The sequence below is a fragment of the Lactobacillus sp. XV31L genome (assembly GCF_059900865.1).
This window is the reverse complement of sequence record NZ_JBWXGC010000013.1, coordinates 1-16,421: the sequence shown is the minus strand read 5'-3', so window position 1 is coordinate 16,421 and position 16,421 is coordinate 1. Positions and strand designations below refer to the sequence as shown.

The 16,421-nt window shown below is 43.8% G+C and carries 15 protein-coding genes; 13 read left to right on the top strand and 2 right to left on the bottom strand.

All coding sequences use genetic code 11. From position 1 onward, the window contains the following. Window position 1 precedes the first annotated feature (1 nt). From AC2JF7_RS08145 to citX, 7 genes are all read left to right on the top strand, one after another. Window positions 2-1,468, top strand: a complete 1,467-nt coding sequence (locus AC2JF7_RS08145) for a DASS family sodium-coupled anion symporter (RefSeq protein WP_500728194.1) — start codon at window positions 2-4, stop codon at window positions 1,466-1,468. Then, complete coding sequence (locus AC2JF7_RS08140; protein ID WP_500728193.1) at window positions 1,441-2,280, top strand: alpha/beta fold hydrolase; 840 nt, start codon at window positions 1,441-1,443, stop codon at window positions 2,278-2,280. Before AC2JF7_RS08145 ends, AC2JF7_RS08140 begins: the two co-directional genes overlap by 28 nt. A gap of 12 nt (window positions 2,281-2,292) precedes the next feature. After that, window positions 2,293-3,348: a [citrate (pro-3S)-lyase] ligase gene (gene citC / locus AC2JF7_RS08135; protein ID WP_500728192.1), complete on the top strand. Its 1,056-nt coding sequence runs from the start codon at window positions 2,293-2,295 to the stop codon at window positions 3,346-3,348. Then, window positions 3,338-3,634: a citrate lyase acyl carrier protein gene (gene citD, locus AC2JF7_RS08130; RefSeq protein WP_500728191.1), complete on the top strand. Its 297-nt coding sequence runs from the start codon at window positions 3,338-3,340 to the stop codon at window positions 3,632-3,634. The genes citC and citD overlap by 11 nt, the downstream gene beginning before the upstream one ends. After that, window positions 3,635-4,549, top strand: coding sequence for an aldolase/citrate lyase family protein (locus tag AC2JF7_RS08125; RefSeq protein WP_500728190.1), 915 nt, complete (start codon window positions 3,635-3,637; stop codon window positions 4,547-4,549). Next, window positions 4,539-6,077, top strand: coding sequence for a citrate lyase subunit alpha (citF, locus tag AC2JF7_RS08120; RefSeq protein WP_500728189.1), 1,539 nt, complete (start codon window positions 4,539-4,541; stop codon window positions 6,075-6,077). Before AC2JF7_RS08125 ends, citF begins: the two co-directional genes overlap by 11 nt. 83 nt (window positions 6,078-6,160) lie before the next feature. After that, on the top strand, window positions 6,161-6,703 hold the full coding sequence (gene citX / locus AC2JF7_RS08115; RefSeq protein WP_500728188.1) for a citrate lyase holo-[acyl-carrier protein] synthase: 543 nt from the start codon (window positions 6,161-6,163) through the stop codon (window positions 6,701-6,703). Between the two features lies 1 nt (window position 6,704). On the opposite strand, the gene AC2JF7_RS08110 is transcribed toward citX, so the two are convergent. Both AC2JF7_RS08110 and ybaK read right to left on the bottom strand, forming a co-directional pair. After that, window positions 6,705-7,649, bottom strand: coding sequence for a sugar-binding transcriptional regulator (locus AC2JF7_RS08110; RefSeq protein WP_500728187.1), 945 nt, complete (start codon window positions 7,647-7,649; stop codon window positions 6,705-6,707). Window positions 7,650-7,803: 154 nt separating this feature from the next. Continuing rightward, window positions 7,804-8,331, bottom strand: a complete 528-nt coding sequence (gene ybaK / locus AC2JF7_RS08105) for a Cys-tRNA(Pro) deacylase (RefSeq protein ID WP_500728186.1) — start codon at window positions 8,329-8,331, stop codon at window positions 7,804-7,806. Window positions 8,332-8,365: 34 nt separating this feature from the next. Between ybaK and prmA the strand changes: the two genes are divergently transcribed. The 6 genes from prmA to AC2JF7_RS08075 form a co-directional block, all read left to right on the top strand. After that, window positions 8,366-9,310 carry a 50S ribosomal protein L11 methyltransferase gene (gene prmA, locus AC2JF7_RS08100; RefSeq protein WP_500728185.1) on the top strand — a complete coding sequence of 315 codons (945 nt, stop codon included), beginning with the start codon at window positions 8,366-8,368 and terminating at the stop codon, window positions 9,308-9,310. A 407-nt stretch (window positions 9,311-9,717) separates the two neighbouring features. Beyond that, a complete protein-coding gene (locus AC2JF7_RS08095; protein ID WP_500728184.1) occupies window positions 9,718-11,958 on the top strand; it encodes a RelA/SpoT family protein in 2,241 nt (746 codons plus the stop codon). Further along, window positions 11,958-12,395 (top strand): D-aminoacyl-tRNA deacylase, encoded by a 438-nt coding sequence (gene dtd / locus AC2JF7_RS08090; protein ID WP_500728183.1) that lies wholly within the window; start codon window positions 11,958-11,960, stop codon window positions 12,393-12,395. The genes AC2JF7_RS08095 and dtd overlap by 1 nt, the downstream gene beginning before the upstream one ends. Window positions 12,396-12,669: 274 nt before the next feature. Further along, window positions 12,670-13,956, top strand: a complete 1,287-nt coding sequence (gene hisS, locus AC2JF7_RS08085; protein ID WP_500728182.1) for a histidine--tRNA ligase — start codon at window positions 12,670-12,672, stop codon at window positions 13,954-13,956. Window positions 13,957-13,958: 2 nt separating this feature from the next. Next, window positions 13,959-15,809: an aspartate--tRNA ligase gene (gene aspS, locus AC2JF7_RS08080; protein WP_500728181.1), complete on the top strand. Its 1,851-nt coding sequence runs from the start codon at window positions 13,959-13,961 to the stop codon at window positions 15,807-15,809. A gap of 331 nt (window positions 15,810-16,140) precedes the next feature. After that, the coding region (locus tag AC2JF7_RS08075; RefSeq protein ID WP_500728180.1) for an NUDIX domain-containing protein at window positions 16,141-16,421 on the top strand (281 nt) is incomplete at its 3' end.

Below are 16,421 nucleotides of genomic sequence, written 5' to 3'. Positions count from 1 at the left end.
TATGAAAAAATTGGAAAAGGTAAATTATCGTGGCTTTATATTGCCGGTACTGGTTGGTCTTATCCTGTGGTGCATTACTCCTTGGCGGCCAGTAGGTCTGTCCATTCAAGCCTGGGAGATGTTTGCAATCTTTGTGGCCACAATTGTGGGCTGCATAACCAAACCCCTGCCAATTGGTGGAACAACCTTGGTTGGATTGATTGTTACTGTTTTAGTTGGCTTGGCACCCATCAAGGATGAGGTAAATCCTAAAACTGGGGCTGTCACGGCTGGTATTCTGGGTGCTTTCAGCAATTCAGCCTCTTGGTTGATTGCGATGGCCTTTATTATGGCTTATGGCATTAGCAAAACTGGTCTAGGCAACCGTATTGCCTACTGGATGATCAGACGCTTTGGCAAACGGTCCCTTGGCATCGGTTATGCTATTACTGGATTAGAACTAATTCTGGGTGCATTAATTCCATCTAACAGCGCCCGGACTGGCGGAGTGGTCTGGCCAGTTACCGAGTCCATTGCTCATGACTATGATTCATTTCCCAATAGCCCCTCCCGCAAAAAAATTGGCGCTTATCTGAGCCTCATGGCTTTTCATGCCAATATCTTGTCAACCGCTTTATTTATCACGGGGGCAGCACCAAACATGGTGGCTTCCCAAATGGCGGCGCAAAAGGGCTATTCTATGACTTGGATTAGTTGGTTCGTAGCTGCCAGTGTTCCGGTCTTGGTGGCAACAATTATCATTCCACTGGTGATTTATCGAATTTTTCCGCCAGAAATCAAAGAAACGCCTAATGCAAAAAAGTGGGCAGACGACCAACTAACAGCAATGGGAGTCGTAACTAAACCTGAAAAAATCATGGCAATCGTATTTTTGCTGGCAATTATTTTGTGGGTCTTATCTGGCTTTATTAAAATTCCCCAACTTGATTCTACCTTTGTGGCTTTTTTGGCAGTTGGTTTGCTCTTGGTGACGGGCGTGTTGACGATGCAGGATGTACTAAAGCAGACTGGGGCTTGGAATATCTTGATTTGGCTTTCCATTCTGGTCTTCATGGCCGGCAAGTTGCTTTCATTTGGTTTTATTGACTGGTTTTCCCGGTCAATTCAAGCTGGCCTTCACGGAGTAAGCTGGGGCATGGTGTTAATCGTGCTCGTCGTTTTGATGTTTTATACACACTACTTCTTTGCCAGTGGGACGGCACACATGACGGCGCTGTATCTGCCATTTTTATCTGTGGCCGTAGCCACAGGAGCGCCCTTGCCACTAGCTGCGATGCTCTTGGCTTTCACTGGCGCCTTTAATGCGTCTACCACGCACTACGCCAATGGACCAGCCTCAATCTTGGCGACCAATGGCTATATCAAGCAGAGTGAATGGTGGAAATTGAACTTTATTCTTGGCATCATTTACCTGCTGATTTTTGGAATAGTTGGCAGCTTATGGATGAAAGTCATCGGAATGTGGTAAAAATGCACCAAGCAGATTTTATTGCTAACGATGGAGTGAGGATCCATTATTATGATACGCAAACAGACAAACAGCCAGTGCTGGCCCTTCCTGGCATAGGAGGTTCAGCTTGCTTGTGGGAAAAGAGCGTCCAACTCTTTAGCTCCAAGTACCGGGTCATTATCATGGACCCCCGTAACCAAGGACGTTCAGAGCGGACTTACCGGGGGCAGCGCATTAGTCGACATGCCGCGGATCTAGACCAGCTATTGCAAAAATTGGACTTGTACAATGTAATTGGAATGGGTAATTCTATGGGAGCAGCCAACCTGTGGTCCTATCTTTCCTTGTATGGCAGCCAGCGTTTTTGTGCATTAGTTGATCTGGACCAACCCCCTAAAATGGTCAACGACCAAAGCTGGCAGTTTGGGTTTAAGGATTTGACATGGGCCAATTTCCCCGACTACCTCAAAGTTGACTTTGGCAGCGGCATTTATGCCCATATTGAAGATGGGATGTTTGCCGGCGCTAAAAAAGAGGCTAGCAAGATCCCTTATTTCCCAGAAAAAAACTACCTATGCCGCATTGACCATGCTGCCCAAGACTGGCGTGACCTGTTACTAGATTTAAAGCTTCCCATGCTTGTCCTAGCTGGTAAAAACTCACCTTATTTTGATTATCACTTTGCCTTTGCAATGGCAAAGTTGAATCCGCTGATTAAGGCAAAAATAGTTCCTCAATGTGGCCACTTAGTGCAAGCAGAGCAGCCTGTCTTCATGCATGATCAAGTGGAAAAGTTTTTAGCTAATTTACCAGCAAGTAGCAAGAGATAAGGAAGTGACAATATGGACAAGCTGGTTGACCTATATTTGAATAATGTACTAACAAGGAAAAAATGGGAAAACTTTTTACTGGAAAGGGACATCGCAAATTTCAGTCCACGTGAGGTAGATGTTATCAATCATACTCTTGGCCTGGTCGATGATCAAGGCGAGCTCGTGGGTACAGGCAGTATTGCGGGCAATGTGCTAAAGTATATTGCAGTACGCAACCAAGACGCGGTTCCAGGAGCCCGTTTTAACCAGATAGTGACAGCCCTGCAGCAGTACCTGTTTAATCAGCAGATTTTCCATAGCTTTGTCTTCACCAAGGCCAAGTATGCTGCTAGCTTCAGCCACTTGGGCTTTACTGAACTTGCTCGCACGGATCAGGCTGCCTTCTTGGAAGCGGGCAGTCCAAATGTTGATGACTTTTTGGCATCTGTGCCTAAAGTCAAGGATCAGACCCAAAAAGAAGTAGCAGCAATAGTGTTGAATGCTAATCCCTTTACCTGGGGCCACCGTCGACTTGTTGAACTGGCCAGTGGCGAAAGTGACTTAGTCTATGTCTTCGTTGTAGCAACAGATGCTTCGCTATTCAATAGCAGCGAGCGCTTGGAATTAGTGAAGTCGGGCCTATCTGACCTCACAAATATACTGGTTGTTAGCGGGGGCGACTACATGGTCTCTCAATCAACCTTTCCTGCCTATTTTTTGCAGTCATCTGATGACTTGATTAATACGCAGACGGATATTGATGCACAAGTCTTTAAGCAGTGGATTGCGCCGGCCTTATCAATTAAGCGTCGTTATCTGGGAACAGAACCATTTTCGCGGACAACTAATTTCTATAACCAAAGCTTGGTTAATATTTTGGGCCCTGAGATCGATGTTAAAATTGTCGAGCGCTTCAGTAATAAGCAGCAGGTCATCACGGCAACGCGGGTGCGCCAATTGTTAAAGGATGATAATCTAGAAGCAATCAAGCCGCTTGTGCCGCCAACAACTTGGAAATTTATTAAGGAAAAGCACTTAGAACTACAAAGAAGAATTAAGGAAGGAATGAATATTAATGGAAATTAAAAAGATTGGTGTTGCAGGCACTCTGGAATCATCCGACATCCAAGTCATGGTTTCACCCGGAACTGACGGTATCCAAATTGACTTAGATTCAGAAGTCGTCAAAGCATATGGCGACCAGATTAAAGCAGTAATTACCACCACCTTGACCAAATTTGGCATTAAAGATGCCAAGGTCAAAGCAACAGACAAGGGGGCACTCGATTGTGTAATTGCAGCCCGTACACTTGCTGCTGCTCAAAGGGCTACAGGAACTGAAAACGAACCAAGACTGGAGGTATTGCAATAAATGACCTATGTGAAAAATCGCTTGCGCCGGACAATGATGTTTGTTCCGGGCAATAATCCCGCAATGCTCAAAGATGCAGGTATTTATGGTGCAGATTCTATTATGCTGGACCTAGAAGATGCCGTTTCCCTAACCGAAAAAGATGCTGCGCGGATGCTTGTATACAACGCAATAAAGACAGTTGACTTTGGCGGCGCCGAAATTGTGGTTAGAGTAAATGGCCAGGATACCCCTTTTTACGATGAGGATGTTAAAGCTATGGTACGCGCTGGCGTTGATGTTATCCGCCTGCCCAAGACCGAGTCGGCTGCAATGATCCAAAAGTTGGTTAAGGATATGAAAAAAGCTGAAGCAGAATACGGTGTAAAAAAAGACTCAATTGGTGTGATGGCAGCAATTGAAAGTGCCAAGGGCGTTTTGAATGCACCTGCAATCGCACAGGCTAGTCCGCTTATGATGGGCTTAGCTGTTTCTGGTGAAGATTACACGGCTGATATGCACACTCTTCGCTATCCGGACGGTCGTGAACTAGAATTTGCTCGCAACATGGTTTTGCAAGCAGCCCGGGCCGCCGATGTGTATGCTTTTGATACGGTCTTTTCAAACATGAATGACCTGGATAGCTTTTACCGTGAAACCCGCTACATTCATGAACTAGGTTATGACGGCAAGTCTTTGGTTAATCCGCGACAGGTCCCAATGGTTAATGAAGTCTTTAATCCGACCAAGGACGAGATTGAAGATGCCCTGGCGGTTAAAAATGCGATTCGTGAAGCCAAGGCCAAGGGCTCAGGCGTTATTTCGCTTAACGGCAAAATGGTTGACAAGCCGGTGGTTGAAAAGGCTGATCGAGTAATTGAAATTGCACATGCATCAAACCTGATTGATGAGGAGGGTAATTATATTGGAAAATAACGTAAATCGCAAATTACCAGATGACTTAATGAATAAGATGGGACTAAAACCTTTTAAAACAGTCAAAATCGGCCATCCAACGGTTGACCGGGTGGCAGCCAAGGTCACGGTTACTACTGGTGAAAATAAGGTGGTTGACTCTTTGGAGGACGTCATCAAAAAAACACTCAAGGACGGTATGACTATTTCATTTCACCATCACTTTAGAAACGGTGATTTTGCCTTTAATGAAGTGATGGACGTAATTATCAAGCTGGGTTACAAAAACTTGACACTTGCCCCATCCTCACTTACTGGTGTTATGAACGACAAGGTGATTGAAGCAATTGAGAAGGGGGTTGTAACTAATGTTACCTCTTCTGGGATGCGGGGTAGCTTGGGTGACTTTGTTTCTCATGGTGGCTTGAAGAACCCGGTTATTTTCCGCTCCCATGGTAACCGGGCCCGGTCAATTGAAGAGGGTGAAATCAAAATTGATGTTGCATTTCTTGGTGTTCCGGTGTCTGATCCAGCTGGAAATGCAAATGGTCAAGATGGCCAGGCTGTCTTTGGCTCGCTTGGTTACGCCTTAATTGATGCTCAATATGCCAACAAGGTAGTTCTTTTAACTGATAACGTAGTTGACTATCCCAACACGCCAGCATCAATTAAGCAAACGCAAGTTGACTATGTCATCAAGCTTGACCAAATTGGTGACCCGGACAAGATTGGCTCAGGTGCAACCCGTTTTACCAAGGACCCGAAGGAATTAAAAATTGCCCAAATGGTTAATCAGGTAATAGTGAATTCGCCATACTACAAACAGGGCTTTTCTTTTCAAACTGGTTCAGGTGGTGCGGCTCTTGCAGTGACACGCTACTTGCGTCAGTCGATGCTTGATGATGGGATTACTGCCTCATTTGCACTAGGCGGAATAACCAAACCAACTACTGACCTGCTAGAAGAAGGGCTTGTCAACAAAGTGATGGATGTACAGGACTTCGACAAGGGTGCTGCTGCTTCTATGGCTAAGAACCGCAACCAACAAGAAATTGACGCTTCTTGGTATGCTGATCCACACAACAAGGGTGCAGTCGTCAATAATCTTGACATTGCGATTTTGTCAGCCCTGCAGATTGATACCAACTTCAATGTTAACGTTATGACCGGCTCTGATGGCGTCATTCGGGGTGCAATTGGAGGTCACCAGGATGCTGCTTCGGCTAAGATGACAATCATCACCGCACCATTAGTGCGTGGACGCAATGCGAGCGTCGTTCCCAGCGTTGAAACTGTAGTCACACCAGGCGCTTCAATTGATGTCCTGGTTACTGAACGCGGGATTGCGATCAATCCAGCCCGCACTGACTTGGTCGAAGCTTTTAGCAAGGTGACTGACTTAAATATTGTTAATATTAACGATTTGCAAAAGATGGCTGAAAAGCAGGTTGGTGTTCCTAAACCACTAGAGTATACTGATCGGGCAGTTGCTCTAGTTCAATATCGCGATGGCACAATTATTGACACAATTAAGCAAGTTAAAGACTAAAAAATATACTAAAAACGTGAAAATAAGTTCTAGACTTGTTTTCACGTTTTTTAGTTATAATGATTTAACAGGAGGAAAGGAAAATGGCTAAGTCAATTTTTACCCAAGGTAAAAAATTAGGGATTGGTGCAGTCCTAGCAAACAAGGATGAACGGGTTGACCAGCAAGAAAAACTGCTTCGGGTCTACCCCCAGGCAGCGATATTGGACGTCAAACTCAATGTACCAGGTCCAATAAAAAACAACCGCTATCTGGAAGAAATATTTTTAGCTGGGATTGTCGAGTTAGAACAGATTTTAAGAAAATCTGACCTGTCCTTTCGTCTAGTCCAAAAATGGAATCAAGATGCCGGGTGCGAAAACTTTTATATCTTGCAGGACAAGGCCGCTGCAGTTAAGAAGGTGGCAATCGAGTTTGAAGATTCTACGACTTTGGGCCGATTGTTTGATGCTGATGTTGTGGTAAAAGACCAAAAGCAGGCATTAAGCAGAAGAGACTTAGGCTTAGCCGCACGCAAATGCTTTTTATGTGATCGTCCAGCCAAAGACTGTGCACGCTCGCGCCGACATTCAGTCAAGCAGCTGCAGGAGTATATCAGCAACATTTATGCGCAAAAGTTTAACTAACTTACATTGTCTTTTCTTTGCGTAGAACTTGCTCTGCTATTCCACTAGTAGTGACCAGGTGGGTAATAACGCCACTTCGCAGCGCTCCAAGCAGCGCTTCTTCTTTAAAGTGATTTTTAACAATTACAAAGCGATCAGGAATATGCAGAATGTCCTCCAAGCTAATCCCGCAAATATGAGACTCAATAGGCTCATAGAAGTTGCCTTTAATGTCATATGGCCGACCCAAAATGATTCCAGCAATCCGTTTCTGGTCAGTCTTTGGAAGTAAGTTGTCTGCATAGTGCTCCATGAAAAAGGGTCCGGACTCAAGTGCTTGCGCTGTCCCAAGACTTGCGAAGATCAAGTCTATTTTAGAGAAATACTGCTCAACATATTGATAGTATGGCTCATTTTTTACATCTTCAACGAGCTGAGGATTAAGCGCATATAGTGGGGCAGGGAAGGTCAAACTAGCAGCGTTAAACTTATCTGCTGCTTGCTGCACCAACTGCTTTTTACGCCTATTGGCATTAACTACTTGACCCACCAACTGAATAAAGGTTAGGTCCTCCTGGTTGCTTACAGAAAAATTATTAATGATATCACGCAGGAGCGTTCCCCAAGATAGGCCGATTACATGGGCTGATTTAGTATAGTTTTGAATTTGCTTGGCCGCATAATTGACAATCATTTCATTGTCTTGGTTTTTAGTTTCCAAGTCTTCTAAGATGTACACTTCTTTGAGCCCAAAAAGCCGTTGCAGCTGCTGTTCCAGCTTATGTGCTCGTTTAGGACTTTGGTAGATGCTAATCTTGACGATTCCCTTGTCACGGGCTTCTTCAATTGCCTTAGAAATGAGATAGCGTGAAAGGTTATACTTTTTGGAAATGTCTGCAATATTTAAGTTACTTAAAAAGTAGTCATGAGCAATGTTTGCTAACTGCTCGTCTGTCAACAGGGTCATTTTTTGTTCCTCATCTTTCGTATATCCCAAATTATATCCTAAAACAATTCTTTAGTTTATAATTAAGACAACTCTTGTAAACCTAATGCAATTTATGACAAAATATCATGAATTTAGTTTTAGAAATAAATAAACACAGATTCAAGAGCAGACTTTATTCCAGCAAATCGCAAAATTCACCATTGGTGACTCTTTGTAAGTCAGCTGGGGCTAAAAACACGCTTCGTCCGACTTTGCCACTTGAGACAGCCACATGTTCGTTTTTTTCCATGCTTTGATCAAGGAAAATCGGAAAATGATGGTTGAAATAAATTCCGATTGGGGTGTTTGCGCCGTGAACGTAGCCAGTAGTTTTTTCCAGGTCTTTTAGAGGCAGGAGTTCACACTTCTTGTTACCTGAATGCTTGGCCAATTTTTTCATGCTCAAGTGCTGAGTCACTGGAATAACGCCAACTACAACCCCTGTTTTGTTTCCTGTACATACAAGGGTCTTATAGACCAAATGCTCATTCTCGTTTAGAATAGATGTATCCATTTGGGCCACGCCACCTGCATCTTCGTGAGTTTCAAACTGAGTTGGGTGGTAGGAAATGCTATTGCGCTCTAAAATCTTTTCAACTAACGTTTTTTCAATTCGTTTTTTCTTTTTAGACAAAATTATCACCTCCTTTAATGATAGCATTTAGTAAAAGAAAAATAAAAAGGGATCAAAATCTATGAAATTATTAATTATTAAAATTGCCACTAGTCATGAACTTGAAGATGCGCTTACGGTATATAGCCAAGACGTGCTTCATTGTTTGGGTGTAGAAGCACGTTCACGCGCTGACTTTGAGCAAGCAGGCTTGAAACAGGACTCGACTGTGGTCGAACTCGATGAAATCAAAAATCTCCCAGAAGACTTGGAATTTTCAGCGTACTTTGACGAAGAGGCTGATCAAGCGCAGATTATGCATGGTTACCGTCAGAAACTGACAGAGTTAAAAGAACTCGGCTTTGATATTGGACTGGCAAGCATAAGTGCCTCTTATATTGAAGATAAAGATTGGAATACTGCCTGGCAGAAGTTTTATCATGTAGTTAACTTCTCGCGTCATCTTGCTGTAGTACCAAAGTGGGAACACTACCAAGCTCCCTTTGCGGACCAGCAGCTGATCAAACTTGACCCCGGTCTAGCATTTGGGACTGGCAACCATAAGACAACGCAACTGGCCATGATGGGCTTAGAACGTACGCTGACTCACCCGCAAAGCGTGGTTGATGTGGGAACTGGCTCAGGCATATTGGCTATTGCAGCAGCTCTCTTAGGCGCAAGTTCGGTGTTGGCCACTGACATTTCTGATGAAGCCCTTACGGCCGCTCGGGAAAACGTGGGGTTGAATAATATAAGCCATGTTAAGATTGAAAAGGCAAGCTTATTAAAAGGAATTACCGGCAAGTTCGACATCATCGTTGCCAATATTTTAGCAGAAATACTCCTTGAACTGGTGCCGCAACTTGACGACCACCTGAATGAAGGGGGCAAGGTTATTTTTTCTGGGATAGACTACCTTCAATTTGATAAAATAAGGCAGGCTTTAGTTGAAAATGGCTTTGAAATTACTCTTACAATGAGACAAAAACGGTGGGTCGGCTTGGTAATTGAGCGAAAAGTCAGCTAAGAAGAGTTATAATAGAAATTTAAGTAAGGATTAACAAAAGTGATTGACAAACTTAAACAAATACCATTTATTAAAAAGCTAAATCAATATCCACCAATGCCGATTATTTGGTGGAGCATCTTGCTTGTCATCTTGCCCCTTATCTTTAGTTTGCTTCGGATATTGACTATTTGGCGGGTAGGGTTATTGTTTATCATTTTTAACAGTGCAGTTAGCTACCATGTAGGAACTTTGATTAGGTCCATTCCCTTGAAAAGGTATTGGTTATTATTTTTGCCAGCAAGCTTTTGTTTGATCATTTTAATAAAATACGCTAATTATAACTTGTTATTTGGGGTAATTTACCTTATTTTTGAAATCTTTGGCTTGATGGACAAGGAAATATACAACTAGAAGGGTTGGTTTAGATGTCGAAATTTAATGAAATGACATACGAGCAAGTACTTGCAACTTGCAAAAAGTATATGAATGATGAGCATATTGCGTTCATTGAAAGAGCATATAAATTTGCCCAAGAGGCCCACAAAGGACAAAAACGTGCATCAGGACAGCCCTATATTGTCCATCCCACCCAAGTTGCTGGTACTTTAGCCAACTTAAGTCTAGATCCTGACACAATTGCAGCCGGCTTCTTGCACGACACGGTTGAAGACACGCCGGTAACCAATGATGACATCAAGGAAAAGTTTGGTAAGGACGTGGCCTTTATTGTAGACGGCGTTACTAAACTCAACAAGTACGAGTATAAGTCGCACCAGGAATTCTTAGCTGAAAATCACCGCAAAATGTTAATTGCAATGGCTAAAGATATCCGGGTAATAATGGTCAAGTTGGCCGACCGGCTCCACAACATGCATACACTGGAGCACTTGCGGCCAGACAAGCAACGCAGAATTGCTTCGGAAACGATGGACATCTATGCACCACTTGCTGATCGACTGGGTATTGGGACCATTAAGTGGGAACTAGAAGATATGAGTTTTCATTATCTTAATCCCGAGGCCTATTACCGGATTGTAAACTTGATGAGCTTGAAGCGCAGTGAACGAGAAAATTATATTCAAGATGCAATTAAAATGTTGAAGGAGAGCCTTGATAGTTTAGGAATTGAATATGAAATTTACGGTCGTCCCAAGCATATTTATTCCATTTATAAAAAAATGGTCAATAAACACAAGGATTTCAACGATATTTATGACTTGTTAGCAGTACGTGTAATCGTCAAGACAGTTAAAGATTGTTATGCGGTCTTAGGGGCGGTTCATACAAAATGGAAGCCAATGCCAGGACGCTTCAAGGATTATATTGCTGTTCCTAAGGTCAATGGCTACCAGTCATTGCATACCACGATTATCGGTCCTGGTGGTCGGCCCCTGGAAATCCAAATCAGAACCGAGCAGATGCACGAGGTGGCTGAATATGGTGTGGCCGCACACTGGGCTTACAAGCAGGGCAACTTTACTGGCGTAGCTCAGACAAGCTCTAATGAAAAGCTGGACATGGTGCGTGAAATTCTCGAATTGAAGGATGAGACGCAAGATGCAGGCGAGTTCATGAAGAACGTTAAAAGCGAGATCTTTTCTGACCGCGTTTATGTTTTCACGCCCAAGGGCGAGGTTTATGAACTGCCCAAGGGGTCGGTCACGCTTGATTTTGCCTACGAAATCCATACCCAGGTTGGCAGTCACGCCGTTGGTGCCAAGGTCAATGGCAAATTGGTCCCTCTTGACTATAAGTTGAAAAATGGGGATGTCATTGACATTATGACCCAGTCAAACGCCAGTCCTTCCCGTGATTGGGTTGATATGGTCAAAACGTCAAGAGCACGCAACAAGATTCGGCGTTACTTTAGGGGACTTGATCGCAGCCACAGCATTGAACAGGGCGAGCAAATGGTGGCAGACAAGTTGCGTGATCAAGACTTGGTCCCTAAAGAATTTATGGACAAGGACCACGTTGAAAAGGTAATCGACCAGCTTAATTACCATACAGCAGATGAAATGTATGCTGCTGTAGGTTTTGGAGACTTGTCAGCGACCAGCATCGTGAATCGGTTGACCACTGATTTGCGCCGAGCAGATGAAAAAAAGAAACAGCAGCAGCTAGAAGAAGAAATTTTAAATTCAGGGCAAAAAGCCGCTTCTAATACCCAGACCGGGGGCAACAGCTCCCAAACAATGAAGATTAAACATAAAAATGGGGTAATGATTCAGGGGATCAGTGACCTCATGCTTCATTTGGCTAAGTGCTGCAATCCCGTTCCTGGCGACCAGATTGTCGGCTATGTGACCAAGGGGCGCGGAGTTACCATCCATCGCTCAGACTGCCGCAATATTAGTTCAAACGATCAAAGTCAGGGCCGGTTAATTGAAGTTGAATGGGAAAATGTCGAAGAAGACAGCGCACAAACCTACAATGCCAACGTTGAAATCTTTGGCTATAATCGCAGCCGGCTGCTTAGTGATGTGCTCACCAAGCTTAACTCGCTTACGCCTAACATTAACAACCTTTCGGGTAAGGTTAATGAAGAAAACATTGCACATATCTATGCCACAGTTGCAGTCAACAATTCTAGTCAGCTCGACAGTATTCTGAGCAAGCTGCGGGATATTCCGGACGTTTACCAAACCAGGAGGGCAGACAACTAATGCGGTTAGTCATTCAAAGAGTTAATCGCGCTAGTGTGAAAGTTGCTGGTGCAACTATTGGTCAGATTGGCCGGGGACTGCTCATACTCGTTGGACTCAAAGAGGGCGACGAGTATGAGACTGTTAAAAAGGCCGCTGCCAAGATTGTCAAGCTGCGGATTTTTGCTGATCAAGAAGGCAAGACCAACTTGGCCATTAAGGACATTGCGGGGCAGGTGCTGAGCGTTAGTCAATTTACCCTGCTTGCTGACACTAAAAAGGGCAACCGTCCTAGTTTTGTTCAGGCAATGAAACCTGTGCTAGCTAATGAACTTTGGCAAGCGTTCAACCAGGAGCTTGAAAAGGCTGATCTTCCAGTTGAAACTGGTAAGTTTGGTGCTGATATGGAGGTTAGTCTGGTAAATGACGGACCCTTTACCATTGTGCTCGACTTGTAAAAAATTGCGGGGAAAGTGCGATGCAGGTTGACTTTTCAGCGCTAAAACTATAAGCTAAAAAAGAATTATCAATGACAAGGACTAAGGGTTAGTATTTTATTTCAGAGACCGCTCACTTATGCTGCAAGAGCGGATAAAAGCTAAACTGTGACCCCTTTACCAGATAATAACCGCATCGCGAGCGTTATTCGCAGCAGGCAAAAGGTGGTACCGTGCTAAGTCAGAGCGCCCTTGATTTATTCAAGGGTGCTTTTTTAATTAAAAGGAAGAGTAAATGAGAGTTCAAAGACCAAAAGGAACAGTTGATATTTTGCCGGACCAGTCCGGTTCATGGGAGCGAGTAGAGCAAATTTTGCGCGAATTTTTCAAGCAAGCCAACTACCGCGAAATAAGAACGCCAAGTTTTGAGAATTATGAAGTCTTTTCTCGGTCTAGCGGTGAAAGTTCAGATGTCGTCGAAAAAGAAATGTATGATTTCAAGGATAAGGGCGGCCGCCACATTGCCCTGCGTCCTGAAGGCACAGCAGGGGTAGTGCGTGCGTATGTCGAAGACAAGCTATATGCACCTGAACAAGTTAAGCCATTCAATGTTTACTATATCGAGTCTACTTTTCGCTATGAGCGACCACAAGCAGGTCGGCAGCGCGAATTTCATCAAGTTGGAATTGAGAGCTTTGGATCAAGGGATCCACTAGCAGACGTTGAGACGATTGTTCTGGCCCATGACTTGTTAGCAAAGCTAGGTGTTAAAAATTACGACTTACACCTTAACACCTTGGGCAATAAGCAGGTGCGCCAAGACTACCATGATGCCTTGGTTGCCTATTTCACGCCCCTTCGCGACCAACTTTCTGATGATTCCAAACGCCGCTTAGAAAAAAATCCACTCCGTATTTTGGATTCAAAAGACAAACAAGACAAGCAGTTCTTGCCCGATGCACCCAAAATAATTGATTATCTAGATGACGAAGCCAAGAATAACTTTGAGCAAATTACTGGAATACTTGATCAGCTGGGCATTGACTACGTGATCGATAATGACTTAGTCCGTGGTCTAGACTATTATTCAGGCATTATTTTTGAATTCATGGTCGAGGACAAGAGCCTTTGGGAATCAGCCACAACTATTTTAGGCGGTGGGCGTTATGACCATTTGGTTGAAGAATTTGATGGTCCACAAACGCCAGCTGTCGGCTTTGGCATTGGGGAGGAGCGACTAATGCTAGTTTTGCAAAAGCAAAATCCTCAACTATTTCTAGACCAGGGAATTGACTTTTTTATCACTAACATTGGTGATGGTACTGCAGTCAAGGCAGTTGAAATTGCACGTTCATTGCGCCAGCAAGGCTTTAAGGCCCAATACGATGTTGACCAAAAGAAACTTAAAGCGCAATTTAAAAAAGCCGACCGCGTCCACGCCAAGTATGTAATCACGCTCGGAGCCAAGGAATTGGCCGATCGGGTATTAAACGTTAAGCGGCTTGCGGATGGAAAAAAGATTGATTTCAATTTAGAAGATGTCAATGATATTAAAGCTGTTATGAAACAATTGAAGGACTAAAAATGGAAAAGATAGAAAAAAGAACAAATTATTGCGGCAACATTACCACTGCTTACCTTGGTCAAGAGGTCAACTTGTACGGGTGGGTGCAGCGTATCCGTAATTTAGGCAATTTGCTTTTTATTGACTTGCGTGACCGCGCGGGCTTGGTTCAAGTGGTTGTGAACCATGACTCTGGGCAAGAATTGATGACTTTAGCCGAATCATTGGGCACTGAATATGTGATTCAAGTCAAGGGCGAAGTAGTGAAAAGAGCAAGCGTCAACCCGGACATGAAGACAGGTGAAGTTGAAGTTGACGCTAAAGAGCTTGTTATCTTGAATAAGGCGCAAAACCCTCCCTTTGAGATTAAGGATGAAGCCGAAGTGGGCGAACAGTTACGGCTCAAGTATCGTTACTTGGACTTGCGGCGGCCAAGCTTGCAACAGGCGATTATTCTGCGATCCAAGATCTTACGGGCAACTCATGAGTTTTTTGATGAAAATGGCTTTATTGATATTGAAACCCCCATTTTAGGCAAATCATCTCCAGAAGGTGCCCGTGATTACTTGGTACCATCTCGAATATACCCAGGCAGCTTCTATGCTCTGCCTCAATCTCCCCAACTCTTCAAGCAATTGCTTATGGGAGCTGGCTTTGACAAATACTATCAACTGGCCAGGTGCTTCCGCGATGAAGACTTGCGCGGTGACCGTCAACCTGAGTTTACGCAAATCGATATGGAAACGTCCTTTACTGATGAAGAACAAGTCCAAGACTATACAGAAGGTCTTTTGAAAAAAATTATGAAAGACGTAATGGGAATCGAATTAAAGACACCGATTGCACGCATATCTTGGACAGATGCAATGAATAAATACGGTACAGACAAGCCTGATACACGTTTTGGCATGTTGATTCATGATTTGAGTCCGCTCTTTAAGGAAAGTGATTTTAAAGTTTTCTCTGGTGCAATTGCCAACGGTGGCTTCGTTAAGGGCATTGCCGTGAAAAATGGCGCCCAAAACTATTCTCGTAAGCAAATTGAAAAGAAACAAGAATATATCAAGCGCTACCATGCTAAGGGATTGGCCTGGGTTAAATATGAGCAAGGCGACTTTACAGGACCTGTAGCCCGCTTCTTGACTGATAACAACAAGTCCGCCTTAGTCAAAGAATTTGGCCTTGAAGGCGGCGAGCTTTTGGTCTTTGTGGCCGATAAGTGGAAGGTATGCTGTGATTCGCTCGACCATCTTCGTCGAGAGTTTGCTAAGGAAACAGAGATTATACCAAAGCATGTCTTTGACTTTGTCTGGGTCGTTGACTGGCCGCTTTTTGAATATGACGAAGGCTTTGGTCGCTGGATTGCAGCCCACCATCCATTCACGATGCCTGATGATGAAGGGATTAAATTGCTTGAAACTGAACCCCACAAAGCGCATGCACGTAGTTACGACATTGTCATGAATGGTGACGAGCTCGGTGGTGGTTCAATCCGGATCCACAAGCGGTCCATTCAAGAAAAAATGCTCAAGGCATTGGGTTTTAGCAAGAAGCGCGCCTATGAGCAATTTGGCTACTTGCTTGAAGCTTTAGATATGGGCTTCCCGCCCCATGCTGGCTTGGCTATTGGTCTGGATCGTTTTGCTATGCTGCTGGCTGAAAAAGACAATATCCGCGATGTTTTAGCTTTTCCTAAAAATGCTAATGCCTCTGAACCAATGATGCATGCGCCAGCTCCAGTAACTGATCAGCAATTATCTGATCTAGGTATTGAAGTCGAAGATAAGTTTCGAGACAGCGTGGCCAAGACGGAAGCGGCACTGGAAAAACAAGCCGAAAAAGATTACGCCACAAATACAGATTGGGATTAAGAATTAAATAATTAGCTTACAAAAAGCGTGAAGTAGAGGCTTCCCGCTTTTTGTTTGGTTCTTCAACTTTAATGCAGGCTACTAAGTTGCTAAAGCCTAGCTGTTATTAATTAATCGATGCAATCTAATCTTTTTTCATAAATTCATCAAGTGTGTGGTGGGCTAAAATTTTGTGGGACAAGCTTTATCACAGTTATGAAATATACCATTACCTTTGTTTTGCAGCGACAACAATCAGTAAATTGTCACTTAAACAAAAAGTTTGATTTATTTAGTTTTAAATATATGCTATAAATATAACCACTTCAAAACTACATTGAGGAGTTCCATTATGAAGCAAAAATACCACCGAGCCTTTGGCTGTTACGGCATAATCGGCACGCGAAACGACCTGATCGTCATAAAAAAACTGGGTGGACCCTACGTTAACCGCTTTGACCTGCCGGGCGGCAGTCTGGAAGACGGAGAGGGCCTTGAACAGTGCGCTATGCGCGAGGTTAACGAGGAAACGGGCCTGACGGTTGCCGCGATGCAGCAAATCGGCGTCGTGTCGTTTCGCTATCCCTGGGACTACGAGGAGTGGCATTACAACCAGCACATCTGCGTTTTTTA